At 55.7% G+C, this 24,787-nt stretch carries 32 protein-coding genes; 14 read left to right on the top strand and 18 right to left on the bottom strand.

Annotation, left to right across the window (positions count from 1 at the left end; genetic code table 11):
- Window positions 1-89: 89 nt before the first annotated feature.
- Complete coding sequence (locus tag P0120_17410; GenBank protein MDF0676089.1) at window positions 90-1,250, bottom strand: site-2 protease family protein; 1,161 nt, start codon at window positions 1,248-1,250, stop codon at window positions 90-92.
- Between the two features lie 70 nt (window positions 1,251-1,320).
- Between P0120_17410 and P0120_17405 the strand changes: the two genes are divergently transcribed.
- From P0120_17405 to P0120_17390, 4 genes are all read left to right on the top strand, one after another.
- Window positions 1,321-2,040, top strand: a complete 720-nt coding sequence (locus P0120_17405) for a polysaccharide deacetylase family protein (protein MDF0676088.1) — start codon at window positions 1,321-1,323, stop codon at window positions 2,038-2,040.
- The gene (locus P0120_17400; GenBank protein MDF0676087.1) at window positions 2,033-2,503 is read left to right on the top strand and encodes a GNAT family N-acetyltransferase; all 471 of its coding nucleotides are present in this window, start codon (window positions 2,033-2,035) and stop codon (window positions 2,501-2,503) included. Before P0120_17405 ends, P0120_17400 begins: the two co-directional genes overlap by 8 nt.
- 206 nt (window positions 2,504-2,709) lie before the next feature.
- Window positions 2,710-3,108, top strand: a complete 399-nt coding sequence (locus P0120_17395; protein MDF0676086.1) for a VOC family protein — start codon at window positions 2,710-2,712, stop codon at window positions 3,106-3,108.
- A gap of 372 nt (window positions 3,109-3,480) precedes the next feature.
- Window positions 3,481-4,401 carry a VacJ family lipoprotein gene (locus tag P0120_17390; protein MDF0676085.1) on the top strand — a complete coding sequence of 307 codons (921 nt, stop codon included), beginning with the start codon at window positions 3,481-3,483 and terminating at the stop codon, window positions 4,399-4,401.
- 481 nt (window positions 4,402-4,882) lie between these two features.
- On the opposite strand, the gene P0120_17385 is transcribed toward P0120_17390, so the two are convergent.
- Window positions 4,883-5,536, bottom strand: coding sequence for a response regulator transcription factor (locus P0120_17385; GenBank protein MDF0676084.1), 654 nt, complete (start codon window positions 5,534-5,536; stop codon window positions 4,883-4,885).
- A complete protein-coding gene (locus tag P0120_17380) occupies window positions 5,533-7,911 on the bottom strand; it encodes a PAS domain S-box protein (GenBank protein MDF0676083.1) in 2,379 nt (792 codons plus the stop codon). Before P0120_17380 ends, P0120_17385 begins: the two co-directional genes overlap by 4 nt.
- Before the next feature lie 493 nt (window positions 7,912-8,404).
- On the opposite strand from P0120_17380, the gene P0120_17375 reads away from it, so the two are divergent.
- From P0120_17375 to P0120_17340, 8 genes are all read left to right on the top strand, one after another.
- Window positions 8,405-8,605 (top strand): dodecin family protein, encoded by a 201-nt coding sequence (locus P0120_17375; protein ID MDF0676082.1) that lies wholly within the window; start codon window positions 8,405-8,407, stop codon window positions 8,603-8,605.
- A gap of 135 nt (window positions 8,606-8,740) precedes the next feature.
- Window positions 8,741-9,298, top strand: a complete 558-nt coding sequence (locus tag P0120_17370) for an ABC transporter substrate-binding protein (protein MDF0676081.1) — start codon at window positions 8,741-8,743, stop codon at window positions 9,296-9,298.
- 74 nt (window positions 9,299-9,372) lie between these two features.
- Window positions 9,373-10,194 carry a thiamine pyrophosphate-binding protein gene (locus P0120_17365; GenBank protein ID MDF0676080.1) on the top strand — a complete coding sequence of 274 codons (822 nt, stop codon included), beginning with the start codon at window positions 9,373-9,375 and terminating at the stop codon, window positions 10,192-10,194.
- Entirely contained in the window at window positions 10,191-10,475 is a 285-nt protein-coding gene (locus P0120_17360) for a thiamine pyrophosphate-dependent enzyme (protein MDF0676079.1), read from the top strand. The genes P0120_17365 and P0120_17360 overlap by 4 nt, the downstream gene beginning before the upstream one ends.
- Window positions 10,476-10,672: 197 nt before the next feature.
- A complete protein-coding gene (locus P0120_17355; protein ID MDF0676078.1) occupies window positions 10,673-11,161 on the top strand; it encodes a hypothetical protein in 489 nt (162 codons plus the stop codon).
- A 210-nt stretch (window positions 11,162-11,371) separates the two neighbouring features.
- A complete protein-coding gene (locus P0120_17350) occupies window positions 11,372-11,782 on the top strand; it encodes an NAD(P)/FAD-dependent oxidoreductase (protein ID MDF0676077.1) in 411 nt (136 codons plus the stop codon).
- A 42-nt stretch (window positions 11,783-11,824) separates the two neighbouring features.
- The gene (locus P0120_17345) at window positions 11,825-12,382 is read left to right on the top strand and encodes a 4Fe-4S dicluster domain-containing protein (protein MDF0676076.1); all 558 of its coding nucleotides are present in this window, start codon (window positions 11,825-11,827) and stop codon (window positions 12,380-12,382) included.
- 11 nt (window positions 12,383-12,393) lie between these two features.
- Complete coding sequence (locus P0120_17340; protein MDF0676075.1) at window positions 12,394-12,642, top strand: hypothetical protein; 249 nt, start codon at window positions 12,394-12,396, stop codon at window positions 12,640-12,642.
- Here P0120_17340 and P0120_17335 read toward each other — a convergent pair.
- The 6 genes from P0120_17335 to P0120_17310 all read right to left on the bottom strand — a co-directional run bounded on the left by P0120_17335 (window position 12,539) and on the right by P0120_17310 (window position 16,075).
- Window positions 12,539-12,871, bottom strand: a complete 333-nt coding sequence (locus tag P0120_17335; protein ID MDF0676074.1) for a hypothetical protein — start codon at window positions 12,869-12,871, stop codon at window positions 12,539-12,541. The genes P0120_17340 and P0120_17335 overlap by 104 nt on opposite strands.
- Window positions 12,872-13,046: 175 nt before the next feature.
- Complete coding sequence (locus tag P0120_17330) at window positions 13,047-13,505, bottom strand: CBS domain-containing protein (protein MDF0676073.1); 459 nt, start codon at window positions 13,503-13,505, stop codon at window positions 13,047-13,049.
- Window positions 13,506-13,566: 61 nt separating this feature from the next.
- Window positions 13,567-13,710 (bottom strand): hypothetical protein, encoded by a 144-nt coding sequence (locus P0120_17325; protein MDF0676072.1) that lies wholly within the window; start codon window positions 13,708-13,710, stop codon window positions 13,567-13,569.
- A 60-nt stretch (window positions 13,711-13,770) separates the two neighbouring features.
- A complete protein-coding gene (locus P0120_17320; protein ID MDF0676071.1) occupies window positions 13,771-14,193 on the bottom strand; it encodes a CBS domain-containing protein in 423 nt (140 codons plus the stop codon).
- Window positions 14,194-14,336: 143 nt separating this feature from the next.
- Entirely contained in the window at window positions 14,337-14,780 is a 444-nt protein-coding gene (locus tag P0120_17315; GenBank protein MDF0676070.1) for a cupredoxin domain-containing protein, read from the bottom strand.
- A 134-nt stretch (window positions 14,781-14,914) separates the two neighbouring features.
- Window positions 14,915-16,075: a citrate synthase gene (locus P0120_17310; protein MDF0676069.1), complete on the bottom strand. Its 1,161-nt coding sequence runs from the start codon at window positions 16,073-16,075 to the stop codon at window positions 14,915-14,917.
- A 438-nt stretch (window positions 16,076-16,513) separates the two neighbouring features.
- On the opposite strand from P0120_17310, the gene P0120_17305 reads away from it, so the two are divergent.
- Entirely contained in the window at window positions 16,514-16,750 is a 237-nt protein-coding gene (locus P0120_17305) for a hypothetical protein (GenBank protein ID MDF0676068.1), read from the top strand.
- A 485-nt stretch (window positions 16,751-17,235) separates the two neighbouring features.
- Window positions 17,236-17,406, top strand: a complete 171-nt coding sequence (locus P0120_17300) for a hypothetical protein (protein MDF0676067.1) — start codon at window positions 17,236-17,238, stop codon at window positions 17,404-17,406.
- 256 nt (window positions 17,407-17,662) lie between these two features.
- Here P0120_17300 and P0120_17295 read toward each other — a convergent pair whose 3' ends face one another.
- The 9 genes from P0120_17295 to hypE all read right to left on the bottom strand — a co-directional run bounded on the left by P0120_17295 (window position 17,663) and on the right by hypE (window position 24,778).
- Window positions 17,663-18,052: a hypothetical protein gene (locus P0120_17295; protein ID MDF0676066.1), complete on the bottom strand. Its 390-nt coding sequence runs from the start codon at window positions 18,050-18,052 to the stop codon at window positions 17,663-17,665.
- 224 nt (window positions 18,053-18,276) lie between these two features.
- On the bottom strand, window positions 18,277-18,513 hold the full coding sequence (locus P0120_17290) for a DUF2283 domain-containing protein (GenBank protein MDF0676065.1): 237 nt from the start codon (window positions 18,511-18,513) through the stop codon (window positions 18,277-18,279).
- Window positions 18,514-18,547: 34 nt separating this feature from the next.
- Window positions 18,548-18,775 carry a type II toxin-antitoxin system HicA family toxin gene (locus P0120_17285; protein MDF0676064.1) on the bottom strand — a complete coding sequence of 76 codons (228 nt, stop codon included), beginning with the start codon at window positions 18,773-18,775 and terminating at the stop codon, window positions 18,548-18,550.
- A complete protein-coding gene (locus P0120_17280; protein MDF0676063.1) occupies window positions 18,775-18,981 on the bottom strand; it encodes a type II toxin-antitoxin system HicB family antitoxin in 207 nt (68 codons plus the stop codon). Before P0120_17280 ends, P0120_17285 begins: the two co-directional genes overlap by 1 nt.
- 196 nt (window positions 18,982-19,177) lie before the next feature.
- On the bottom strand, window positions 19,178-19,966 hold the full coding sequence (locus tag P0120_17275) for a DUF2459 domain-containing protein (protein MDF0676062.1): 789 nt from the start codon (window positions 19,964-19,966) through the stop codon (window positions 19,178-19,180).
- A gap of 90 nt (window positions 19,967-20,056) precedes the next feature.
- A complete protein-coding gene (locus tag P0120_17270) occupies window positions 20,057-21,520 on the bottom strand; it encodes a hypothetical protein (GenBank protein MDF0676061.1) in 1,464 nt (487 codons plus the stop codon).
- 27 nt (window positions 21,521-21,547) lie between these two features.
- On the bottom strand, window positions 21,548-23,023 hold the full coding sequence (locus P0120_17265; protein ID MDF0676060.1) for a glycogen synthase: 1,476 nt from the start codon (window positions 23,021-23,023) through the stop codon (window positions 21,548-21,550).
- Between the two features lie 23 nt (window positions 23,024-23,046).
- A complete protein-coding gene (locus tag P0120_17260; GenBank protein MDF0676059.1) occupies window positions 23,047-23,310 on the bottom strand; it encodes a hypothetical protein in 264 nt (87 codons plus the stop codon).
- 406 nt (window positions 23,311-23,716) lie between these two features.
- Window positions 23,717-24,778: a hydrogenase expression/formation protein HypE gene (gene hypE, locus P0120_17255; protein MDF0676058.1), complete on the bottom strand. Its 1,062-nt coding sequence runs from the start codon at window positions 24,776-24,778 to the stop codon at window positions 23,717-23,719.
- Window positions 24,779-24,787: the final 9 nt, after the last annotated feature.

Here is a 24,787-nt window from a genome sequence, read left to right as displayed (position 1 = left end):
TGATCGGTCGATCGGAAAGGGAAAGAGTCACTGGTCATCGGTCAATAGTCATTGGATATGGGCAAGACATGAGAAGAGCAATGAATTGATTATCGGCCGGAAGAATTTCTTAGCTGCAGAAAATGCACGATGGCTGAATGGGTAACGAGTCCGACAATTTCCCCATTCTGCATGACGACCAATCGATCCCATCTTTCATGGGCCATGCGCTCCATGGCATGAATCACAGGAATATCCGGCTCGATCACCAACGACTCCGAATGTGGGCGCATCACCTGTTCGACCCGGCGCCAGGGCCACAGCGACGGCGGCAGGTTCTGAATTTCAAGAACGGTGATGAGTCCCACCAGGCGTCCATCCTCCAATACCGGAAAGCCGCCGTAGCCATAGGACTGGAAGTACTGGTTTACCGCCTCATCCAGGGTGCAATGCGACGGGATTGAGACAACCGTCGTCACCATTAAATCTCGAATAGGGACCGTCGCCAGTGACTGACGGATGGCGGCTTGGCGACGACTCGCCAGAGCCGCGGCGAAGAGAAACATACCGATGATGAGAATCCACCCGCCGTTCGATGCCATCGAAGCGGGCAATCCGCCGCTCACGGCTCCGTACATCACAACAAGGCCGACCAGTCCAAGCACTAATCCAAACGCAAGACCGACCACTGCGGCTTGTTTGGTGGCCCGATAAAAATCGTTTCCCCAGGCCCACAATCCTGCACGTAACACCCGCCCACCGTCCAGCGGAAAACCCGGAATCATATTGAAGAGGCCGAGTTGCATATTGACGAAGCCCAACAGGGCTCCGAGCATGATCCAACCCTGAAGGCCATGTTGCCGTTGAATCGCCTGGGCCAGCTCCACAAAGACAAAACAAAGCCCGCCGATCACAAAGCTTACCGCCGGACCGGCCAACGCAATGAGGAATTCGGCAAGGGGTGTCGGAGCTTCTTTCCGCATGTGAGCCACACCGCCGAATATGAAGAGCGTGATCTTTTCAATAGGGATGCGATAGTACAACGCAACGTAAGAATGGCCGAGCTCATGCAAGAGGACGGAGAGGAATAACAGTACCGCCGCGAGGCCGCCCATCGCCCAGTAACGCTCGGGAGTGAGGCCCGGTAAACTTTCGGGCAGATAGCTGGTCGAGAGAGACCATGTGACCAGGAGAAAGACCAGAAACCATGAGGCATGGATGCGGATCGGAATTCCCAACGCTCGGCCGATTTCCCAGGAAGGCATCCGCATAGATCACACCGTACCAGCCGAATACGCAAAGGGTCAATTCTTCTCCACCGGTTCAGGTATACTGACCATTATGCGGCGACACGTACGGTTACGCCTTCTGCTAGGCCTCCTGTTAGTGACGACCTCTGGGCCATTCGTTCCACCGGACGGTCTTGCCCAAGTTGTCAAGTCCGGCCCACCGACATGCCCGGGCGTGGCATTGACGTTCGATCTCTGTCCCGTGCGTAAGGGGTCCGGTTACGATCAGCCGTTGATGGACTATCTGATCACGCATCGTATCCCCGCCACCTTCTTCATGTCCGGCACGTGGATGGCAAAACACCAACCGGAAGTGACCCATCTATTAGGTCTAGGATTTTTTGAAGTGGGCACGCACGGTGAGGTGCATGCCCACCTTCCCATGCACGATGCCGACGAACAGCGCAGGGAGATTCTCGGCCCCGTCAAACTGTTGCAGGAACGTTATGCCCATGAAGCGACGTTGTTTCGACCACCGTATGGAGAATACAACGACGTGACCATCGCCGTGGTGAAGCTGCTCCGCCTGCGATTCATCCAATGGAATATCGAATCGGGCGATCCGGACCCCACACTCTCCGCCGAGCAAATTCTCACCGGAGTTGCCGCTCGTGCCAAACCGGGAAGCATCATCGTCTTCCACGCGAACGGCAAAGGTAAGCAAACCCGACAGGTGATTGAACAACTGGCAACGGACGTCCTTCCTCGTAAAGGCCTCCAACCCATGACCGTCAGCGAGTTGTTGACCTGCAAGCCCCAAACCCATGACTGACCCGGTTATCAGGGACATGGACCCGGACGATCGCAATGCCGTCGTCCACCTGCTGGGGGAATCCGACCCTTGGAAGACACTCGGTTATTCAAAGAACGATTGGAATCGCATTTTTTGCCCGACTCCGCAGGGGCGAGACTGTTATGTCGCTCTCCTTGAAGAGAAAGTGGCAGGCGTCGCCATCGTGAAGCAGAAGTTTCTCTTGGGCGACTATCTGGAGCTCTTGGGGGTGGCGATATGGGCTCGCCAAAAGGGAATCGGCGGTCAACTGCTGCGGCACATCGAGGAGCTGGTCTTCAAGAGGACCAAGAATCTCTTCGCTTGTGTATCGGATTTCAACGAATCAGCACGAGCCTTTTACAAGAAACATGGCTATCAGGAAATCGGCCCCATGCCCAATTTTCTGATTCCGGGTAGTGCTGAGATCCTGCTTCGCAAGACGGCGGGCCCAACAAGGAGTTAGCTAAGCAATGGTTCAAGCGCTGTTGGAATCGCTTTACGAATTTTTTGTCTCTGTCGTTTGTTTAAGAACAGGACGCTTGATCCTACGCCCGCCGGGTTTCCGTAATCTTGAGCGCCATGTGGTAAGCGTTGAGATCGTCGGATTCCTGTTTTGGTTCTTTGTTTCACTGGCGATTTGGCAACTATTTCACATATAGGAAAGAGTTGATGAAGGTAAGAAAGTTTTTACATACAAGGATGCGGGTCAGCGATTTGGATGAGACCATCCAGTTTTACACGACCGTATTGGGCCTTGAGGTGCTCGAGCGAAAGACCTCTCCTCGCGGATCCCAGCTTGCCTTTCTGAGAGTGCCCAACAGTGACGAACTGATCGAATTGACCAGTTTCCCTCCAAGTGGGCCGGTGAAAGTTCAGGAGGATCTCGTCCATCTGGCCTTTCAAGTCGAAAGCCTCGACGAAACGATCGCATCGCTCAATGCGCAGGAGGTCACGATCACCGATGGCCCGACGACTACCTCTTCGGGCAGCCGGTTCGTCTTCATCGACGCGCCCGACGGCTATGAAATCGAGCTGATCGAACGGCCCGGCGGCGTGAAAATCGTCTAATAGGTCCCGGAAAACCCTCCGTTCACCCTTCGATGGCCTCAGGACGAACGGAGTGATCATTGAATATACTGAGGTTTTCCGTTCGTGCTGAGTCCTTCGACTAACTCAGGACAGGCCTGTCGAAACACATAAATCGACTATTCCACAGCCTGCTAACCTCGTCCATGTCATGTGGTTCCGGCATTGTGTGGCTGGTGCTCACGGATAAGAGTGCCGCAACGATGATGTCAGGATCGCGAGGCGGATGTCCGTCAACTGCTTTTCCAGGAGAACAGTTCAGAAATAAATGATTGGCGGTTGAACCGACTTTTGGTACATTGCGGAGCCCATTGTCGATGCCCGTTCCATTAATCTCAAGAGGTTATCCTAAGAATGAGGACAAAACCTGGGTGGAGGCCGGTCTGCTTCAGGCGAGGTGAATATGCGGTTGTTTTTGCCGTCTCGTTGATCCTACTCTCCGGTTGCGCCGTTCAAAAAGGCTCGACAAGCTCGCTCACCCCCAACATCGAGCAGAACGCCCCACCAGTTCTGATTGCCGATGCTTCTCACAAGACCAACCCCTCAGCTGTACCAACTCACGAGGTTTCTGCTGAAGAACCGTTCGATCCGTTTGCCAAGCCTGGCGAAGAGACGATCGAAGAGTATGATCCGTGGGAACCGTTCAACTCGAAGATGTTCCACTTTAACCAAGAGTTCGATCGTTTGGCGCTGAAGCCGGTAGCTAAAGGCTATAACTCCATTGTCCCCAATTTCGCTCAGATAGGTATCAGCAATTTCTTCTACAACACTCGTGTGACGCCGCGCTTAATGAACAATATTTTCCAGGGAAAGTTCAAAGGCGCCGGTATAGAGATTGGGCGATTCCTCATCAACACAACGGCCGGAATCGGGGGACTTATCGATGTGGCCAATCGGTTGAATCTTACGACGCCGGAAGAAGATACCGGCCAGACGCTCGGGTTCTACGGGGTGAGGCCGGGGCCCTATATCGTACTCCCCTTTCTGCCGCCGTTTACGGCTCGTGACCTGGTCGGTTATGCTGGAGATATTGTGCTCAATCCTATTTACTGGTTGGTCTTTCCGATTATCGGGACTGATGCCATTCCTTCGCTCCTCGAGGCGAATACTGCCAAAAGTTCTCTGATACTCATTGGCGTCCGTGGAATGGAAATTGTGAACAGCCGCTCGTTGAATCTAGAGAAGTATGAGGGTGTCGAAGAATCCACCCTGGATCTCTACGCTGCAGTCCGTAATGCCTACCTACAAACGCGAGCCAAGATGATTCAAGAATAGTTCATCGGATTCGCCGTCGCTTCATTCGCCTGCCGCTCGAAGAAGATAACCAATTGGAAGGACGAAGGGTGCCGATCAGATCGCGAGCAGCACACCCGTAAATACTAAGAAGGTACTATCCATGGTTGCTCCTTTCGTTTGAACCCGTCATGCAACGAAGTGGAAAGCCAGAGCACACCTCCCAAGGATGAGACCGAATAGACATCATTATTCTCGGGACAAAACGGCAACAACTAACACCAGTCGATTTGATGTCAGGGAGCAACTCGGCTCCTGTCACCCTTGGGAACCTACGATACTGTTAATTTAGTCCGATCAATACGTTTCATATTAAGGAGGCAGGACGGATCTTGTGAGCTCGGAAACTACCCAGAAATACGAGGGGAGATTACTAGCGCTGAATGGTGGGGTCTCTGTATGGTTTCATGATGTTGTATCAGGTATCTCCGACCATCCCTCTGGTGGTATGCAGTGGGCCCGCCTACGATGACACGCTCACAAGGCCTTCGGCGATTGCGTATTTGATCAGCTCGGCGGTCGAGTGGAGATCGAGCTCGCCCATAATGCGAAACTTGTGAAATTCCACCGTCTTCACCGAAATATTCAGGATCGAAGCAATGACCTTGGTACCTTTTCCCTCGGCAACAAGCTGTAACACCTCCCGTTGCCGCTGTGTGAGGGAGTGCACCAATGTCTTGCTGGGTTGGCTCTCCGTAGAGCGGAGTGTCGCTGCCAAGACTTCTTTCGTGATAAGCGGGGTCATATAGTGTTGTCCCTCCATCACCGCCTGAATGGCTTGCTTGAGCTCCGCTGCCGCAGACCGTTTTATCAAATACCCGGAGGCCCCGGCCTTGAAGGCTTCGGTCGCATAGGTGGGACTGGCATGCATGGTGAGGAAGATAAGCTTGCTCTCCGGCACCAGTTTACTTATCTGGCGTGCAGCATCTAACCCATTGAGCAACGGCATCGAGATGTCAAGCAACACGATATCGGGGCGTAACCGCTGGGCAGCCTCGATCAGTGACTGTCCGTCCTCCACCATACCGACCACCTCGCCCTCGGCTTCCACCAGCTTCCGAAGCCCAGCCAGGACAATGGCGTGATCATCTGCCATCAAAATTCGAGGCCGTTTCATGCCGCCTCCACCTCGTACGGCACCCAAGCACAGACCTTTGTGCCATGGGATGGCCGAGATTGGATTCGAAAGAATCCATGCAGTTGTCGAAGCCGTTCCTCCATACTGCACAAACCCAGGCCCCGGTGATGGGCACGCAGGTCTAGTGGATCAAATCCCTTCCCATTGTCGATAATGGACAGACCGACCCCCTTTGACGACCCGCGGAGCTGGACCGTCACGGTCGTCGCCTGGGCATGTTTCACCACATTCTGGACGCTTTCCTGCATGACGCGGAAGAGACAGGTCGCCTGATCGAGCCGTACCGCATTCGGAACATCAAGAAGTTTTAGATGAATGGGCAAGCCCGTTCGTCGGGAAACCTGATGGACATGGTCTTCGACCGCCGGACGCAATCCGGCATGTTCCAATAGCGAGGGATGAAGTCGGTATGCAAGCTGGTGCACATCGTCAGAAAGCTGTTCCAACCGTTCGCGCAGAGGTCTCAGGCATCGAGCTAGTTTAGCGGATACAGCGGAAGGGTGCTGTTCCAACGACGCCACTTCCAGGACCAAAGCGGCCAATCGCTGGCTCACATCGTCGTGCAGATCACGGGCTATTCGCTTCCGCTCATGCTCTTGTGCCGCCAGGAGCTTGGACGTCAGCTCTTCCAATTGCACTTGCTTCTGATGCAATTCCAGCTGGTTGCGATGAAGCGCCTCTTCCGCCTGCTTGCGTTCGGTGATGTCGACCGCGACACCTCCCAACAACACCGGCGCTCCCTGGTGATCGACGATGGGGAATTTGCTCACAATCGCGTGCCGAACCTCTCCATTCTGGATGAACGGCGCCACCGTGTGGAGTGGCACCCGACTCTCCCGCACCTGCGTATCGTTTAACTCGTACTGTTCGGCGACTGCCTCCGGCCACAACTCGAAGGCAGTCTTCTCTTTCCAGTCCAATCCCTTCAGTATCGATTCTTGGAAGAGTCGATTGACGTAGAGATACCGTCCCTCGGCATCTTTGATCCATGCAAAGCCATGCAAATTATCCATAAAGGAGGCGAATCGTCGCTCGCTGACTTTCAGCGCCTCCTCGGCATGTTTGCGTTTCGTGATGTCGATCATCGCGCCCAATGTTCGGATAGGGCGACGCTCAGGTCCATCATGATCGAACAACGCCCATGAACGGAAGCTGACCCACCGGACGCTACCATCAGGATACAAAAGGCGATGCTCCATTGAGAACTGATCATCGCCGGAAGGATCGTGGGCCTGCTTGATCGCCATGACAACCGCCTCGCGGTCTTCCGGATGAATCAACTGGATATATCCTTCCAGCGAGGCTGGTTCATTAGGTCCCACGCCGTAGATTTCCCTCATGACCGGCGACCAGTAGACTTTCCCGGTGCGGTGATCATGATCGAAAATGCCGAAATTGGCCAAGCGTATGACCTGATCGGACCGTTCCTCTCTTTCATACAGTGCGCTCTTTGCCTCCACGCGAGCCGTCACATCTTCCGTGGCAATTACAATTCCGCCTACTTCGCCGCCGCAGAACCAGGGGCGAACATCCCAGGTGATCCACTGCGTTGAGCCATCCCATCGAACAAACCTGTCTTCATGTGCTCTCAGAATTTCTCCGGCTAGTCCGCGACGATGGACCTCCTTCCATCGTGATGGAATCTCGGGAAACACATCATAGTGCGATCGGCCAAGGATATCCCCTGCGAGCCGATAATCCTCCATCCAACGGCGACTGGCCGCCAAATAACACATGTGACGGTCAAACATCGCAATCGCAGCCGGTACGTGCTCGATGAACAATCGGAATCGCTCCTCACTATCCCGCATCGCTGCATTGGTTCGATCGAGGTCCGCGGTCCTCTCTCGGACGCGTTGTTCCAACTCTTCATGGGTCCGGCACAACGCCTCCTCAGCCCTCTTGCGCTCAGTAATGTCATTGCCGATCGTCAGGAGGCAGGGTTTCCCCCTGAGCGTGATTACATCCGTGGAGATGAGGAACTGCCGCAATCCACCGCTCTTCATCCGCATCGACACTTCATGATTTCGGACGGACCCTTCAGATTTCAATCGATCGATGAGCCGAGCCCGCTCATCAGGATCAGGCCAGATCCCCAACATCAACGTCGTCGTTCCGATCACCTCGTCCCGGCGAAAGCCGAATGTTGTGAGGCAGGCGTCGTTGATTTCCAGACAGGTCCCGGTCTCCAGTTCAGTGATACCGATCGGGTGAGGGCTTAGGTGGAACGCCTCGACGAAGAAATCGTCCTGTTGTAGTTCGGCCGCAGAGCGCCCCTCAGACTCGGAAGAGCGAGTCTGCGAAACCAGCCGCGCCCTGGCCCGGCGCCTTTTCTTGCCGGCTTTAGGTATCATTACCAGAGTGAACCCATTCTAGGCTTCTTACACAACCACCGCAAGACCGAACTTCGTATAATGTCTATTTAGGTTTACAAACTAGTGTGTGCGATTCAGGATTGAGCGATTCCTCGGCTGGATGGAACTTTCCACGTGCTCCAATTCAACCAGGTAACTCCGAAATAGTCTGTGACCTGAGTCGGGAGCGAAGGAGGACTATACTGAACGCCATTTGTCGGGCCGATTTATTCATCGACCGAGTATGCACATTATTGCTACAGACCATCTTCATGAGATGTAGCAAAGTTCCCCAATCCTGTTCGTCTTCATTCCCAAGCTTCTCCATGATCCCTGAAATCTCTTGAGATATCGCGTAAGTGCCGGACTGCTGACCGATCACGGTCTGGCGTCGACCTTGCTGAACACTCGATCATGGATTCCGGTCATCTTGATCAAAGAATTGGTGGGGCACTAGCCGCGCGTATGCGCATGACATGAAAGGAGGAGTTCTATGTCTGTTGCCAAAATCATCGAGATCAGCACTGAATCATCAGTGAGCTTCGAAGATGCCATCGTCCAAGGAATAGCGAAGGCATCCAAGTCTATCCACGGCATCAAATCGGCTTGGGTGAAGGAGCAGCATGTCGTGGTTGAAAACGGCAAGGTTGTTTTGTATCGTGTAGATCTAAAGGTGACGTTCCTCTTGGATTGACGAGTTACGAAGATCCTTCTCCTCATGATTCAGTGGCTCGGAAGGAGTCGGCGAACTGCAAGGTGCTTAGTGTGCCTTGCGGCCTTTGCATACGCTTTTCTTTGGTGCTTTGCTGTCACCGCCTCCACGCGGGGCATGGAAACTCCGATGGAAGCGGTGCGCGAGACAGTCACTCAGATACTCCGCATCCTCGAAGACCCTTCCCTGAAAAACCCGGCTAAAGAGGCACAGCGTCGTCGGATGCTCGAAGAGATTGCCGCTGACAGGTTCGACTATGCAGAAATGTCCAAGCGAGTGTTGGGCAGTTATTGGAAGCCGCTGACCGGGACTCAGCGGAATGAGTTCGTCGAGGTCTACAAGAGTTTTCTCTCCGATAAATACGCCGGAAGAATCGAAGACTATACCGGGAAAAAACAAGAAGTGAGTTACTTAACCGAACGGATCGAAGGGTCGTATGCGGAGGTGAGAACCGAGTTGCGGTCGGACAAGACGACGCTTCCGATGGATTACCGCCTCTTGTTGAAGGATGGTCGGTGGTCCGCCTACGACATCATCATAGACGGCGTAAGTTTGGTGAGTAACTATCGGAGCCAGTTTCAGAAGATCATTCGCGAGAGCTCTCACGAGGAGTTGGTCAGAAAGCTCCGGGAGCGTACCGTCACCGAGGAGACGAAAACGAAGCGAGCCTCGTAATCCGAGGGACGGTCTCCTCGAGCCGCCGCGCAGGGGGCCGTAGGCGAATGACCGATACAGCATAAGGGGCTGAAATGCGTCTGGCTCCTTGTCTCTTCCAACGACTGTCGGACCTTGGCACAGCGCATGTCTTCGGCATCCCAGGCGATCACGTGCTCCCGCTCTATGAAGCCCTGGCAGACAGTCCTATCCGCTCGATTCTGACCACGCATGAACCTTCGGCCGGTTTTGCCGCCAACGCCTACGCCCGCCTCAAAGGGATCGGGGTGGCGATGGGCACCTATGGGGCCGGCGTGCTCAACATGGTCAATCCGATTGCGCAGGCCTACGCGGAAAAAGCGCCGGTACTGGTCATCAGCGGCGCGCCCGACCTGGCCGGCCGAGACCCGGAACTGTTGATCCATCACAAGGTGAAGGGGTTCGACACACAGCGTCGCATCTACGAGGAGATGACCGCGGCCTGCGCGACACTCGAAGATCCGAAGACCGCATCGCGCGAGATCACCAGGGTGCTCGATGCGGTGCGGCGCGAAAAGCGGCCGGGCTATCTGGAAATCCCGCGCGACCTGACCTGGGCTGAAATCGATGAGGCCGAAGCATGGACGCCCGTCGCTCCTCATCGGGATCGGGCCGCATTGACCGAGGCCATGCAGGAGATGGACGACCGCCTCAACCGAAGCCGGACTCCCGTGATCCTGGCAGGGATCGACATCATGAGACTGGGTCTTCGGGATCAGGTCATCCGGCTCACTGAGCGTTACAACATCCCGGTCGCCACCTCGTTCATGGGGAAGGCAGTCTTTCCTGAGCACCATCCGAACTTTATCGGGACCTACATCGACGCTACACCTTCACGATCGATACCGGCGATTGTTTGTTCGGCGCGGTTGCGTTGAACGCCGAAACGATCCTGAATCCGGGCTACTACGCCAGCATGGGGTTCGGCGTGCCTGCCGCTCTGGGCGCGGGGCTGGCCGCGCCCGATCGTCGACCAATTGCACTGGTCGGCGACGGCGGATTCCAGATAACGGGCATGGAGATCGGAACCTTGGTGCGTTATGGGGTGAACGCTGTGGTCGTGGTCCTCAACAACGGAGGGTACCGCAGTCTGGAGGCGTTGGCGGGAACACGAGCGGTTTGGGATATCCATCCCTGGGACTATGTGGCGGTGGCCTGAGCCTTGGGAGCCGAGGGCAGGCGCGCACGCACGCCGGAGGAGTTCAGGATCGCACTGCAGCAGGCATGCGATCGGACCGAGGTGTCACTCATTGAGGTGGTATTAGAACCGGGAGACATTTCACCCACCCTCCGAAGGGTGAGCAAGACGGCCCGGTCCTCAAGGTGAGGACGACGGACCATTACGCGGGCAGGCCCATGGATGAGGACCGTCAGATCCTTGCGGTGGATATCCTCTTCGTAGGGGGAGGGCCGGCCAACCTCTCGGCGGCACTTCGCCTGACTCAGCTCATTGCGAACCATAACGATCAGGTCTCCGCCGGCAACACATCGAGTCCTCGACTTGAGCCGCAAATTGCGCTGATCGAGAAGGGGTACGACGTCGGGGCACATGCGATTTCGGGCGCCATCTTCGACCCGATCGCGCTGGAAGAATTGCTGCCTGATTATCGCGATCGCGGTTTTCCCTTCTCGCTCCGCGTGACTCAACACAGCCTGCGGTATCTTACAACCGAAGGGAATGTTCGGCTGCCCAATGTGCTGGTTCCACCTTCCTATCGGCAGGATCGTTGCTACCTCGGCTCCCTCCAGAAGCTGAACCTCTGGCTTGCCGCGCAGGTAGAAGCCTCCGGCGTCTACCTGTTTCACGAGACTTGTGGAGTCAAGATCCTCTACGACGGCGCGTGAGTCTGCGGCGTTCAAACAGGGGACAAGGGACTCGATGCCGATGGCGGCAGGAAAGCCAATTACCAACCAGGCACGAACATCCACGCCAAGATCACGGTCTTCGGCGAAGGCCCCTATGGGACCCTGGCTGAGGATTTGATCCATCACTTCAAGCTACGTGAGGGCCGCAACCCGCAATCCTACGCCCTGGGTGTCAAAGAGGTGATTCATGTGAAGTCGAGAAGGTCGCCGGGTCTCGCGGTTCATACGGTCGGCTACCCGCTTGGCTCTCGCGTCTTCGGTGGAGGATTCTGCTACGGCCTCGATAATAATCTCTTCGCGGTGGGAATGGTCTGCGGGCTGGAGTGGGATGATCCGCAAATGGACGCCCACGCCCAGCTTCAGCGACTCAAGAAGCACCCCTTCATTCAGCGGTTCATCCAGGGCGGCGAGGTGACCGCGTACGGAGCCAAGACGCTTCCCGAGGGCGGCTACTTTGCCGTTCCTCGACCGTACGTCGACGGCGCATTGCTCGTGGGCGACTCGGCTGGTTTGCTGAATGTTCCCTATCTGAAGGGCATCCACTATGCGATGAAAAGCGGGATGTTGGCGGCCGAGACGATGTTCGACGCCCTGCTGTAAAACGACACCTCCGCCTCAAAGCTCTCGTCCTATGAAGCCCGATTGGTCTCGTCCTATATCATGCAGGATTTGTATCAGGTGCGGAACTTCAGGCGCGCCTTTGCCTACGGTCGCCTGCCGGGCCTTCTCCTCGGAGGACTGACGATGTGGACTGGACTCGGTCCGGCCAAACCAGGAGGTGTCCTGGAGGATTTCAGACACTTGCGGCCGCTTGACCAAGCCGTTCGAGGCCGTTGGGCTGAGGAGCCGGCACAGTATGACGCCGGAGTGCTGGTTGACAAGCTGACCGATGTCTATCATTCCGGCACGCAACATCGAGAGGATCAGCCTTCGCACATCCGGATCCTCGATCCAGCGCGTTGTCTGACAGACTGCATCGCTCGATTCGGGGATGCGCCCTGCACGCATTTTTGCCCGGCAAGGGTCTATGAGTTAGTCGGCGAAGGAGCCGCCCGCCGCATTCAGATCAACTTCGTTAACTGCGTGCACTGCAAGACCTGCGTGATCAAGGATCCCATCGACATCATCTTGGGTGACCACATACAGAACATCGCTTGGCGGGCTCCTGCTGAGAGAGGACCGCGTTATCGGGGTCTATGACGCCGAACGAGATGAAGCTCATCGTCTGTATCAAACAAGTACCGGCCACTGAGTCCAAGCTCGCTCTGACGCAAGATGGGGCGGACATCGAACGGGCAGGCCTCAGCTTTGTCATGAATCCATACGATGAGTTCGCCGTTGAAGAGGCGCTGCAGATCAAGGAACGGCTCGAAGCCGGAGACGTGACCGTGCTGTCGCTTCGCCCGCATGCGGCTCAGAAGCCGGACCATCCTCGCCGACGATCGCGGCGAGCCGCCTGATGTCTCGCCCATGTGCATAGAAGGCATAGAGTTGATCAGCCACCGACCGATGGTCCTCGCGGGTCTTGCCGGGCCCGATCCCGAGGTTCATCAGCCGCGACAGACAGGGCAGCACATCGATAGGAGGAAAGATGCCTTTGCGATGCAGCTCCCGGGACAGCACAATCTGTCCCTCCGTGATGTACCCGGTCAGATCGGGAATGGGATGTGTCATATCATCATCCGGCATGGTGACGATGGGAAGCTGCGTGACCGAGCCGACCCTGCCCTTGATCCGGCCCGCCCGCGAACCTGTAACTCAATGCTGCTAGAGGCCGGAGGAAAGCCATCCTCCCTCATTCATGATCCGGCGTTTCATCACCAGCGCTTCCGCGTAGATCACATTCTTGCAATGATCGCACACCTTACCCGCTGACCCCCTTTCCCGGCCACCAATACTTGGCCGTCGCCTTCAAGTAGCCGAAAACGACATCCCGTCTCGAAGCAATGCCGACCAGGGTTCTCCCCCTCACAACAGGAGCCCGGATGAGATGCCGTTCCTGAAGCAGATGGGTCAAATCCGTGACCAGCATCTCTTCGGTGACCGTGACAACATTTCTGGTCATTATCTCTTCCGCTGTGGTTTGACGAAGGTCTTTCCCCTCCTCCATGACCCGTAACAGGTCGAATTCGGACACGAGACCGACAAGCGTGAAATCCTTTTCCACGACGGGCACGGCCCCAAAGTTCTGGTCGGTCATAGTTTCCGCGATGGCGATCCCTTTGGTATCCGGGCTCACTGTATAAACGTCATTTTCCATCACTTGTCGAACAGTCAATGTCTTTGGATCATGCGCGTTCACAAAATGTTCTGCCGCTCTCATAACGCCTCCCTCCCCATTGCTAGCTCGGTCGTTGCCATCCACCTTCCCTTGGTATCCCACGCTAATCCCCTCTTTCATCTATCGTTGCATCGAACGGCCGGTCGGCTTTTGCAACCATGTACACATCGCGGTCGGTCGATCCGACGATCTTGTGGTGATCCTCTGCTTCCGCGCAGGCGCGTACCTTCATGTAAGCCCGCGCCATGCAGGATGATCATGAACATATGCGGTCCTCATCCCAAGGGAATCGTCGGAAAAGCATCCATCAGGAAGCGATGTATCGTTCCAGGTGCTGAATCAGCTCTTCCTTCTCATCGATCATCAGCGTCACCAGGTCCCGGAGTGAAAGGATGCCGACGAACTTGTCTCCCTCGAACACCAAAAGATGCCGACAGCGGTGTTCCTTCATCAGATCCAAGCAGCGACTAGCTGTATCGTTCGGACTGACCCTGATCGGGTTTCTGGTCATCACATCCTTGATTTTGACCTTTTCCGGGTCTTTCCCCCTACCGACTACGTTCATCATCAGCTCACGCTCCGTGAACAGACCTCGAATCCCGGAAGCATTCGTGACAACCACGGAACCAATGAATTCCTCTGTCATGAGTTCGGCCGCCTCGAGAACGGATTTGTTCTCATCGATGGTGGCGACTCGCCGCACGATTTTCGACGCGATAGTTCTGGCCACACCAGCCTCCCTCCCCGGCCTATACAGGCGGGGTCAATCCACACCGTGAAGGAGAACCACGGGTACCTGAACTGCCGGCTTGCGTTGAACTCCTCTGCCATTCACGGCCGGCTGCTGCGAAGGCATAGCGCGGTGGCTTCTTCCTATGCGGTGGGGATCTCCAGCACATACAATTCCCCCTTCATGCGCTCATGGATATCACAGTGAAAAGAAAAGCTCCCCGGCCTTTCAGCGGTGAACCTGATCACCAGGGTCTTCCCAGGATTCACGTAGAATCCTTCCACGCCTTTCCCATACGTCACGATCTGATCGTCTTCCCCGGAGACGAGGAGCCCGGTCAGCATCGATGACGCAATGCCGTGTCGGACATTGTCACGATTCTCCACGACGATCTCGATGGGCGTCCCTATCTGGATGGGGCCGCCTTTGGCTAGAAAGAAGGTACGATCCTCAATGACAATCTCAATCCGTTGTTCGCGGCTTCCTTGGATCTTGGATTGAGCCTCTGTCGAGATTGGTGTCAGGGCCGTACCGAACAGCGCCATCATGCTGACAGATGCACAAAGGAAGGGAATATGGATTCTCATGATGCACCTCACCCCTGGAGGACGTCGGCCTCATCGTTCATGTTCTGCATCCCGAGCCTCATCGCCCGAGAACCCGTCGAACCGCCCGGTCGACATGACCGTTTTCGACACAATCGTTATCGAGAGCACCTTCACTATGCTCCCCCCCGCCGACGATCAATGGGGACATAGACTCGGCCATGTGATCCGTCATAAATTTGGTCCGGGCGAAAGAGCTTATTGTCCTTGATCTGCTCCAGCCAATGAGCCAACCACCCTGAAACACGGGCCATCGCAAATATGGTGGTGAAGAAGTCAGGATCAATGCCCATGGTCTTGTAAAGCACTCCTGAGTAGAAATCGACATTGGGGTGGATACCCTTTGCGTGGAGCAGTTCCTCTCCCACTCGTTCAACCTCTTCGGCGAGATCCAAGAGTGGTGATGGTCCACAGTCTTCGGCGAGACCTCTGGCCACCTTCTGAAGGATGGTAGCCCTGGGATCCTTAACCTTGTAGATACGATGGCCGAACCCCATCAGCTTCTGCTTAGCGGCCAGCTTTTTCTCAAGATAGGTCCGGACCCGCTCGCGCGAGCCGATTTCCTCCAGCATGTGCACGACCTCTTCCGTGGCCCCTCCATGCAGAGGACCCTTGAGCGTCCCGATGGCAGAGGCGACGACGCTGAACGGGTCAGCCAAGGTTGAGGCCGTCACCATGCCGCTGAAGGTGGAGGCGTTCATGGTATGCTCTGCGTGGAGAATGAGACAGGTGTCCAGCGCTTTCGCCAATGAGGGGTGGGGAACCTTTTCCGTCAGCATGTAGAGAAAGTTGCTCGCATGGTAGACATCGTCCCGGGGATGAACCTCGTGATCTCCACGTCTGAGCCGGTGATAGGCGGCAATGATAGTCGGGACCTTGGCGATCAGGCGCACGACCGACCAATATTGAACCTCTGGGTCTAAGACCTGTCGGGCGGGGTAATACATGCCCAGTGCTGCCACAGCCGCCTGCAGCGCATCCATCGGATGCCCTTGTTCCGGAAGACACTTGATGAGATCCGTCATCCTGTACTTGATGCGTCGGTGGTGACTAATGTCTTGTGAAAACCGGTGGAGTTCGTCTGGAATGGGCAAATGACCGAACAAGAGGAGAAACGAAGTTTCCAGGAATGTGCTGTGAGCGGTCATATCTGCGATGCGAATACCGCGGTACTCCAACAAGCCGGCCTGGCCGTCCACGTAACTGATCGAGGATTTGGCCGCAGGAACGCCGGCGAGCCCCGGTGAAAATTCGTGCAAGCTGGTCGGTTCCGTCATGACGTCACGTCCTCGATTGCCGCACCGTTAGAGTTTTCTGGTCATAGGTACGATCGAAATGGAGTCGGCCAACCTCATAGCGGCTCCTCCCGCATCACCACCTCATGTTGATGTAAAACAGCAAGGCCAATGCCATTGGCCGGTTCGATTGTTATGTGGAAATCTCTCCAATTCAGCTTGAGTTGTCGGTCAAGATCTCAAGCCAGGCCCCTCAACAGGCAGAAAGCCGTAGCAGAAGGCGGCAGCAGGATGAACGGCATTGTCCCGAATCGCTACAAACGCCTTGTCACTGCCTGAGACAGTCTCAGGCATCGCCCCGCCGGCCATTCACTCTGGGCATCACCCTTCTTGTCCCTGCGGAGCCGACAGAGGAACGGGAACTCTGTGGCACCTAATCTGCACCAATTACGACTCATAAGCAGAGGAGGGCATTTGACCATGGAGGAACGGCGGGGGTGGCTCATGGCATTCCTGCAGGAGGTCCTTGCAATGCCCCGCAAACACGTACTCGTCTTTCTGGTCGCAACCGTTTTGTTGATTATCGTGCAGGTAGAAGTGATCGAGGGGTGGCACCTCATTCATCTCCTCGAGCTGCTGGGCCTCATGTTGTTCCTGTATATGGGATGGGTGACGTGGCGTGTCGCGCGCATGCTGAGGAAACAGGGGAAGCCATAGGTTCTCTTGGTGAGGAACTCTAAGGGATATGCATGTTCTGACGCAGTTTCAAGGCGACCCAGGTTTCCCCGCCCACTCAGATGATATTCCGTCCGTTTGATCTTGTCCCATCCGCGACATCTTGGACCCTACTGTGTTGGCCGATAAGGCGTAGACGCCTAGGGATTCGAGTGTCTGCTGCAGGAGTTGGACCTCCGGACTCCTTGGCTCCCCTGATCCTCATCGATGAAATCGGTGAGATGAAGTGCTTCTCCAGGCGACCTGTCGAGAATGATAGGCTGTTGTTAGACGGACCAAAAACCCTTGTCGCAACGATTGCACCGAAGGGCGAGGGACTGATCAAACAGGTAAAGGGGGGGGCCGACTGCCGTCTCGTAACAGTTAAGAGGGAGAATCGCGACTGCCTCCTGAACGAGCTTGCGAGCGAGTTGCAGGGGAAGTTGCAGAGACGCGCCTGTTACAATGTTGCAGGAAAGGGGAGGCTTATGACACAGCTATCGCTGGAGCCGAACGAACAGGACATCTTGATCTGGGCGCTTCAGGGCGCCGTATCTGATCTCGGCGGAGAAATAGCGGACACGGAGAATCAGGAATTCCGCGAAGACCTTAAGCAACGGAAAACCGTGTTACAGAATATCCTGCGCCGCTTGCGCTAAGGCCGGATGCTGGTTCGCCGGTGACACCTCGATCTCGGGATCGATGCGCGACACAGAAGCATGCGGCCTGTATAACGCCATGGGAACTCCCCCAATGCTGTCGCCACTGCCCGATTGCGAGGTTCATCCACGTACCTCATGACCGTGATCTCTGAGAACTCCGTCGCTTAACATCATTCCCGCGATTAATTATTTGAGGTTCGATTTTGGTCTTCATCGTCACGGCCCGTCCCCTTCCCACCACACTGTCCCCTCTCTACCCGTTGATCTCGTCGATGTACTCCTCCTCGTCCCATGCCTTACCGATTGCTTGGTCGAGGCGATCCATGAGTGCATCGAGGGACTCCCTGGGTCGGCGTACAAGCATCGCCAGCGACTGGCTTTCATCGGCTGCGGTCGCAGCGCAGGGTACCGGACCGACTCTCCCGATCGTGATATCGCCGCCGCTCTTCACCAGGGCATCGATGTTCCCGAAGCGCGTCGGCCTCTTCGCCTTATTCATCGATGTCGAGCGAACAATGTTCAGGGCGATCCGCATAAGAGCCGGATGTGCCGATTTCTGCCCGTAACACACCATCGAATGGTATGAGCATAACGCCAGAATTGTCGGCGTTTCAATGAGACCGACTGTGGGGATTTTTATCATGGATTCTCATGATTCCCATATGGATCGGCATAACATCTTTCGCAGAACGTGTTCACCTCCGAGGCAGTCGGCTGAGTGCAACGAACGGCTTGTCGATCCATGAGTGCTACCCCGAAAAGCGGAGCTAACCGGCGTGCGCTAGTTTTGGGCGCGTTCCAGTCCAGCGTGAGGTGAGAGATTTCGGATGAAGAAGAGAGTAACGGGTCGGACCGCATAGCCTCTCACTAGGCGGCCTCTGCCCCCGCGCTGGATTTGGCATGCAGGACAGTGACGCCGACCAGTTGATTTCCATCGTAATGATAGATGAAGCGCCCTACCATGTCGCTGTCGGTCGCGCGTTGTGGCTTTCTCAAGCTGATATACAGCACATCCGCTTCGTCGTCGTAATCGAACCACAGATGGTTGGAACGCAGGTGCAAGGATTGCGGGACCAGGCTCAGGATGGCTATGACTTCTGCCATGGGATGCCTCTCTTGAGCAGCGTTGAACCCTGGCCTACTTGTTCGAGGCGTCGAGGAACTGCTCGATTGTCAGTCCTGCTTTTGCAATAAGACTGCGCAACGTGCCTCGTGCCACTTCCGGGTGATTTGGTATCGAAAGAGTGACAATGTGGCCTGGTTTCGTCATGATGATATGACTGCCTTTCTGACGAACTATCTGCCAGCCACGGCGCTGAAACATCTTGATGACGTCGGAAGGGGAAAGAAGAGGAACCGGCAGCATTATGCGATGACTTCCACTTGGCGAGTGAGGATGGTCAGCGGCATCCCCATCTCGGAACGCACTTCAAGACATTGCTTGATGGCGTCCTGCACATTGGCTTGTGCCTCTGCTTCCGTCTTGCCTTGGCTGACACATCCTGGAATAGCCGGGCACTCAGCGATGTACATTCCATCCTCGTCGCGCGTGATGGTAATCGTAAACTTCATGGCAACCCCTCTTATGTTCTTCAATATCTCTTAACAGAGGAACTACCGCACGGACCGGCAGCTTCCGGCTCGCGCAGAAGTCTCGGCGAACGAACTGTCCAGCCTATCGGCGAAAAGACAATTATCCGGACGGCTTGTCGCAACCAAGTTTACTGAAAAGTCCGGTGTTTATCTACAGTTTGGTATCGCATACCCTTCACCGTTCCTTCTTAAGCCCAGCTTGCTTGAACGCACTATTTAACGTACCGGGCGGAATGTCAACGTTGGGCTTTCGCGCAACCGTCATGGTCCCTTTCTTCGTCGGATGATGAAATTGGCGGTGACTTCCTTTCATTCTCACCTGACCCCACCCATTGGACTCAGCAATCTTTGCGGCGCGCTGCAGTTGCCAGGCGAAGCTCGTTCGGTTGAAGGCCCAAAATGGCGAGAGCGGCAAACCAGCCTCTCGCAAGGCATGAGCTGCGTACTGGTGACAGGTATGAAACAGATGGTACGAACGCTTCGCGGGATAAAACACAGATTGTCCAAAGGAGGCCACTGGCTCCTCCCTCAGCAGAGTCGCATGCAAATGCCGATGTAGGCGCTGATAGCCCTCTTCGGTCAGACGAAAAGTGAAAAGCGTGGAAGGTGGCTGGGGCGTGCGTTCCGCCCAGAGCCGATCATAGTGTCCGACCTCCACGACACCCTCGGTCGGCCAGAACAGTGCTCGCCCAACGCCGCTCATGCCCGTCTTTCCCTCCAGGTACCAGGCGCGCTCCGCATAGCCCCACTCTTCATAATATGTGTGTTGAGACCCGAGTGCTGATTCGTCAGTTCCGTTTTTACGAGGAAAGGCGATCACCGCATGCCATGTGTCAAGCGATACCGCGATGGTCTTAGTTTCAGACTCCAGAGGAGGAGGCCACAAGCCCTCGACAGGTGAAGCGCAGGCCGAGAGCAGCACTATCGCTGTAAAGACAATCACGACGGCAACGACTGATGTCATGGCCCGTTCACGACACCAACTCACAGAGACTCGTCCCAGAAAGGTTCTGGCGCAGCATCGTCGGCATCAACGGAGTTTTTCTGCAGCCTGCTAAAAGTCGTGAAAGAGGATCTGCTCCGCCCGTCGACAGATTTCACGCCCGTAGTCTGTCCACAGCCCTTGTCCCCAGTAGCGATAACAGCTGGTCTGAGAGGCCATCAAATGGAACAGCGCGTTGCGATAGCGAGGGTCGCGCGAGGGGACACCCTTCCTAATGACTTTGTCGTAGAAGAGCGCGCTGACTTTTTCCATCGGCCCGATCAGGCTTTCATAGCCCTGAACCCAGGAGATGTTGTTGGTCCAACTACCTCCTTCCATATGGAAGCGTTGGTCTTCTCTTTCCAGGTTCTTGATGATTTCAGCCAACCGCTGAGGCCCGCCGCCCGGCTCGAAACGATCCCAAATGCGCTTCTGGAACAGCGGCTGCAGCAGGGGCAACGCCTCATCCGTGACTCCGGAGGCGAAGAGGTGCTCCAAGTACTCGGTGCCGTTCATCAGAGGCCGGTCCGTGCCTGAACTCTCGCGTACGACCTCCTGGTACTTGGGAGGAAACTCGTTCATCATGACACCGCCGTTCTCCCCGTCGGCGATTTGAGTCACCAACGGCGGAACAGACACCCCGCCGATCGTCCATCGGGACAAGCCCTTGGCTTCGTAATAGGGCTGCATCTGCCCGACCAGTTTGGTATCGCTGCCTTGGGTCTTGATGAGGACGACGATGCTCTCGCTCTCTCCGTGAGAATTCCGGCAGACGAGCCGATGAGGGATGTGCTTGCGCTCCGGTCCGGCGCCGGTCGCAGGCTGCTCCACCGTGTGCTCCTGAACAAGCAGCCAGGTGAAGCCGCAATCCTTCAAGATCTTGATAAATTCGTAGGCGACGTCTGGATGGTTGGGTAAGGCCATCTCAGACGGAGAAAAACCACGGACACGGGACAGGGCCTCAAGACCAAAAATGGCGGCAAAATGATGTTGCCAGGCCTTGACGTGCAATCGGTAATCTTGGACCGGTGTCGAAGGGGCGACCGCGTGGCCCCACGGACATCCGAGCCATTCGACCGCATGGCGATAGAGGGGATCACAAGTGATCCGCTTCAGGTTGTCGAACACCTCATGCAGTCCCATCTGACGCATGCCGTGGAGCAGCGTGCCCGAATACTCGAGCATGACGCGCGGTTCTTTGCCTTCATGGATGAGTTGCGGAATGATCTCCCCCATGCGTTTGTAGCACCAGACGAATACGGGCGCATTATGGTTATCGCCAATACCCTGGTGATCCATCATGTACTTGAGATTGCTGATGATCTCGGCGCTGCGGATCTCGTCACCGCCGGCGGGAATCAGTGGCTGATGCATATGCAGCGCCACAGCAGCGGCGCTCTTAATGCGCTTGAAGTCGAGTCGACTCTCGGGAAGGTACCTCGACCTCACGGCAGCGTCCATCAAAGCACGTTCGGTCAACTGTTCCCACCCGGAGATGTTGGGCAAACCATCGACATATTCCTGAAGTTCAGTCATAGGCCGTATCCTCCTGCCGGCCCGATCTCACCACTTGTGCCGGATATGATTGTAGATGTTGATGTAATCCATGCCCGGTCGGCTCCATGAAAAGTCGTGGCGCATGCCATTGACCATCAGTCGGCGAAATTCTTCCGGATAGCGGTACCACAGCCCTATGGCTCGACGTAAGGCCGACTCGACCCCGCCATGGTCCGCCTGATGGAAAACGTAGCCGTTGCGCTCCTCGGCCGGCTTGTCGCTATAGTCGCGATCGACCACGCTGTTGAGCAACCCTCCAATCGCCCGCACGATTGGGACAGTCCCGTACTTCTGCGCAATCATCGGCGTGAGCCCGCAAGGCTCGAAGAGACTGGGCACAACGACTATGTCCGCGCCGGCATAGATCAGATGGGCCAGGTCTTCGCTGAATCCTATTTCCAGGTGACAGTCCGGGTGATCGTTCAAGTGGTGCTTCAACTGCCAGAAATGTTCGTGTACCCCGTGTTCCGAGCTCGGGCCTAGGAGCACAAACTGTGCGCCATTCGCCAATGAATAGAACAACGCATGTCGGATCAGATCGACCCCCTTTTGGGCATCTAGACGTCCCACGTAAGCGATGATCGGCTTATAGTCTTTGCGCAACCAGAATCGGTCGCGTAGCGCCTCCTTGTTCGCGTATTTTCTCTCCAAGCTGTTCTCGCCGTATCGATGGGGAATCAACCTCTCGATCTCGGGATTCCAGGTCTCGTAATCCACCCCATTGAGCACGCCGCCGAATTTGCCTTGGTGTACAGACAGCGAGTGCCCAAGCCCGAATCCCTGGTCTGTGTGGCGAGCCTCCCAAGCATGCTGCGGCGAGACGGTTGTGATGAAGTTCGAGTACAGGATTGCGCCCTTCGTCAAATTCACTGCCGCGTGGTTGAAGTCGTCCCTCATCCGGTAAGGATGGAAATAGTACTGAGGACGGCAGAGGCCCGTCGCCCAAAGGATGTTCTCCCCGGCAATCCCCTGGTGCCGGAAATTATGCACGGTGTAACACACCCGCTGATCGTGCATGCCGGCGCGCTGGTAAATTTCATACAACAGCACCGGAACAAGCGCCGTGTGCCAGTCGTGACAATGAATCACGTCAGGCCGTTTGTTGGTCCGCAACAGGAATTCGAGGGCGGCCTTGCTGAAGAAAGCCCACCGCATATACTCGTCCGGAAACCCGTAGTAAGAAGCACGATTGAAAAAATGGTCCTGCGAGTGCGGCTCGATAAAGAAGCACTTGCGGCCATGCACGTAGCCGAACCACACCGAGCAATGCACCGCACCGCCGTACCACGGCACCCATAAGTCTGCCAAAGTCACGCGCAGCCCCCAGATGTGGTCGTATCGCATGCAATCGTACTTCGGCAGAACAATTTCCACCGCGTGACCGCGAAGTTCCACTTCCCGGCTCAGACCGAACACAACATCACCCAACCCGCCGGCTTGGGCCACCGGAGCGCATTCTGTCGCCACCATGACGATATACATATGCCGACCTCGAACGAGACCTGTTAACGGTGGTTAGGGGATTCCATCGCCCACACAACATGGGTAGTCGCGATGGGGCGTTCTATGTGCTTGACTCCGATGTTCGAGGCAGGTAGAAGGCATGCCTGATCTGCCGAAATCGACTTCGAGAATTCTCCGATCCCTAATTCTTCCAACGAGAAGGTCGAATTGATGAGGACCGAGCCCTTCGCGATCAAGCCGGCGAAGAGTTCAACTTGATGGAGCAAGGTCAGATCCTGCACGATCATAACATTAAGATTCGTCACCACCTTGTGGGTACGGATGGTTGTTCATCGATGCTGCAGAAAGTATGACCGGTGCACGATTACCTTCTAAGGTCCGGCGCGACAGAGTGAACAACATGGACAAAACTATAGATCGTGATGGCATAACCCTTCCACTGCTGATAACCCTAGGAGTACTAACGAGTAGCCATTGCTGTCAAGTCTGAACATAGTAAAAGTGCTGGTCTTCGTAGTGTCTACGGTTCGGTTCTGTGTCGAACTTGAGAGAAAATCCACTGAATCTCACTGCATACTGTCACGGAATGCTACGGTCGAAATGGAGGTGTCAAACTTTGAGATCGGATTTCAGTAAAGGTACCAACAACTACAGAAGACGACTGGAAGTTAGTGTGGCCATAAGGAGCAGTTTCCCGTCCCACTTCACAGCTCAACAGATTCGCGGCAGTTGCTCACCCGATAACAGATCGAGTACACGATGCGTGCCAACCACAGTCCGCAGGACCACCATCGGAGGATCGCGGTCTGTCACAACGCCGATGTGAGCAGCTAGGCGCGCTGCCTCATGTCGGTGCATCACGGTCAGCGCGACATCAACTTGTGGAGCCGGTATGATCGCAACAAAGCGACCCTCATTCGCCACATAGAGTGGATCGAGCCCTAATAGCTCGCAGACTCCACGCACAGGCTCACGAACAGGAATTGTAGGCTCTTCGACCACCATACCGACCTTCGCCGCAACAGCCAGTTCATTCAGCACGCTAGACAGGCCACCGCGTGTGAGATCGCGCAGACAATGGATTTCGATGCCGCTGTCGATCAGATCAGCAATGATATTATGCACCGGCGCCGAATCGCTTTCGATATTGCCGGAAAACGTCAATCCTTCCCTTACACTCAGCACGGCCACACCATGGGAACCAAGATCGCCGCTCACAAGAATCGCATCACCCGGTTGTATCAACGTCGGCAACACGCGAACACCGGGCTGCACTAAACCAACACCGGCTGTATTGATGAAAATTTCGTCACCTTTGCCCCGATCTACAACCTTCGTATCGCCGGTGACAATCGGCACACCCGCAGCTCGTGCAGCTTCAGCCATCGCGTTCACGACTCGTTGCAGTACGTCCAGACGCAGTCCTTCCTCCAGAATGAATCCCGCACTCAGATACAGCGGCTTGGCGCCGCACATGGCCAGATCGTTAATTGTCCCGTTTACCGCCAAACTTCCGATGTTGCCGCCGGGGAAAAACAGCGGACGCACAACGTAGGAATCTGTGGTGAAGGCGAGCGTTCCTTTTCCCACAGGCCAGGTCGCGCCGTCGTGTAGGGGTTCCAGCATGGGATTGTGAAAGGCTCGCAGGAATACATCGTGAATCAGCTCCTGCATGAGCCGCCCGCCCCCGCCATGCGCAAGCTGTATGGTCTTTTTTGATTCGATCGGCAAGGGGCAAGCCAGCTCAAAGGATTTGTTGTCACTCACAGTCATTCGCTCGCT

It is taken from the genome of Nitrospira sp. (assembly GCA_029194675.1).
Classification (GTDB): Bacteria; Nitrospirota; Nitrospiria; order Nitrospirales; family Nitrospiraceae; genus Nitrospira_D.
The sequence above is the reverse complement of the archived record's forward strand: the minus strand, read 5'-3'. Positions and strand labels throughout refer to the sequence as shown.

Excerpts from the sequence above, each read along its gene's own strand:
- P0120_17410 (MDF0676089.1), bottom strand. The coding sequence starts at position 1,250 with ATGCGGATGCCTTCCTGGGAAATCGGCCGAGCGTTGGGAATTCCGATC.
- P0120_17405 (MDF0676088.1), top strand. The coding sequence starts at position 1,321 with ATGCGGCGACACGTACGGTTACGCCTTCTGCTAGGCCTCCTGTTAGTG.
- P0120_17400 (MDF0676087.1), top strand. The coding sequence starts at position 2,033 with ATGACTGACCCGGTTATCAGGGACATGGACCCGGACGATCGCAATGCC.
- P0120_17395 (MDF0676086.1), top strand. The coding sequence starts at position 2,710 with ATGAAGGTAAGAAAGTTTTTACATACAAGGATGCGGGTCAGCGATTTG.
- P0120_17390 (MDF0676085.1), top strand. The coding sequence starts at position 3,481 with ATGAGGACAAAACCTGGGTGGAGGCCGGTCTGCTTCAGGCGAGGTGAA.
- P0120_17385 (MDF0676084.1), bottom strand. The coding sequence starts at position 5,536 with ATGAAACGGCCTCGAATTTTGATGGCAGATGATCACGCCATTGTCCTG.
- P0120_17380 (MDF0676083.1), bottom strand. The coding sequence starts at position 7,911 with ATGATACCTAAAGCCGGCAAGAAAAGGCGCCGGGCCAGGGCGCGGCTG.
- P0120_17375 (MDF0676082.1), top strand. The coding sequence starts at position 8,405 with ATGTCTGTTGCCAAAATCATCGAGATCAGCACTGAATCATCAGTGAGC.
- P0120_17370 (MDF0676081.1), top strand. The coding sequence starts at position 8,741 with ATGGAAACTCCGATGGAAGCGGTGCGCGAGACAGTCACTCAGATACTC.
- P0120_17365 (MDF0676080.1), top strand. The coding sequence starts at position 9,373 with ATGCGTCTGGCTCCTTGTCTCTTCCAACGACTGTCGGACCTTGGCACA.
- P0120_17355 (MDF0676078.1), top strand. The coding sequence starts at position 10,673 with ATGGATGAGGACCGTCAGATCCTTGCGGTGGATATCCTCTTCGTAGGG.
- P0120_17340 (MDF0676075.1), top strand. The coding sequence starts at position 12,394 with ATGAAGCTCATCGTCTGTATCAAACAAGTACCGGCCACTGAGTCCAAG.
- P0120_17335 (MDF0676074.1), bottom strand. The coding sequence starts at position 12,871 with ATGCCGGATGATGATATGACACATCCCATTCCCGATCTGACCGGGTAC.
- P0120_17330 (MDF0676073.1), bottom strand. The coding sequence starts at position 13,505 with ATGAGAGCGGCAGAACATTTTGTGAACGCGCATGATCCAAAGACATTG.
- P0120_17325 (MDF0676072.1), bottom strand. The coding sequence starts at position 13,710 with ATGGCGCGGGCTTACATGAAGGTACGCGCCTGCGCGGAAGCAGAGGAT.
- P0120_17315 (MDF0676070.1), bottom strand. The coding sequence starts at position 14,780 with ATGAGAATCCATATTCCCTTCCTTTGTGCATCTGTCAGCATGATGGCG.
- P0120_17310 (MDF0676069.1), bottom strand. The coding sequence starts at position 16,075 with ATGACGGAACCGACCAGCTTGCACGAATTTTCACCGGGGCTCGCCGGC.
- P0120_17305 (MDF0676068.1), top strand. The coding sequence starts at position 16,514 with ATGGAGGAACGGCGGGGGTGGCTCATGGCATTCCTGCAGGAGGTCCTT.
- P0120_17300 (MDF0676067.1), top strand. The coding sequence starts at position 17,236 with ATGACACAGCTATCGCTGGAGCCGAACGAACAGGACATCTTGATCTGG.
- P0120_17295 (MDF0676066.1), bottom strand. The coding sequence starts at position 18,052 with ATGATAAAAATCCCCACAGTCGGTCTCATTGAAACGCCGACAATTCTG.
- P0120_17290 (MDF0676065.1), bottom strand. The coding sequence starts at position 18,513 with ATGGCAGAAGTCATAGCCATCCTGAGCCTGGTCCCGCAATCCTTGCAC.
- P0120_17285 (MDF0676064.1), bottom strand. The coding sequence starts at position 18,775 with ATGCTGCCGGTTCCTCTTCTTTCCCCTTCCGACGTCATCAAGATGTTT.
- P0120_17280 (MDF0676063.1), bottom strand. The coding sequence starts at position 18,981 with ATGAAGTTTACGATTACCATCACGCGCGACGAGGATGGAATGTACATC.
- P0120_17275 (MDF0676062.1), bottom strand. The coding sequence starts at position 19,966 with ATGACATCAGTCGTTGCCGTCGTGATTGTCTTTACAGCGATAGTGCTG.
- P0120_17270 (MDF0676061.1), bottom strand. The coding sequence starts at position 21,520 with ATGACTGAACTTCAGGAATATGTCGATGGTTTGCCCAACATCTCCGGG.
- P0120_17265 (MDF0676060.1), bottom strand. The coding sequence starts at position 23,023 with ATGTATATCGTCATGGTGGCGACAGAATGCGCTCCGGTGGCCCAAGCC.
- hypE (MDF0676058.1), bottom strand. The coding sequence starts at position 24,778 with ATGACTGTGAGTGACAACAAATCCTTTGAGCTGGCTTGCCCCTTGCCG.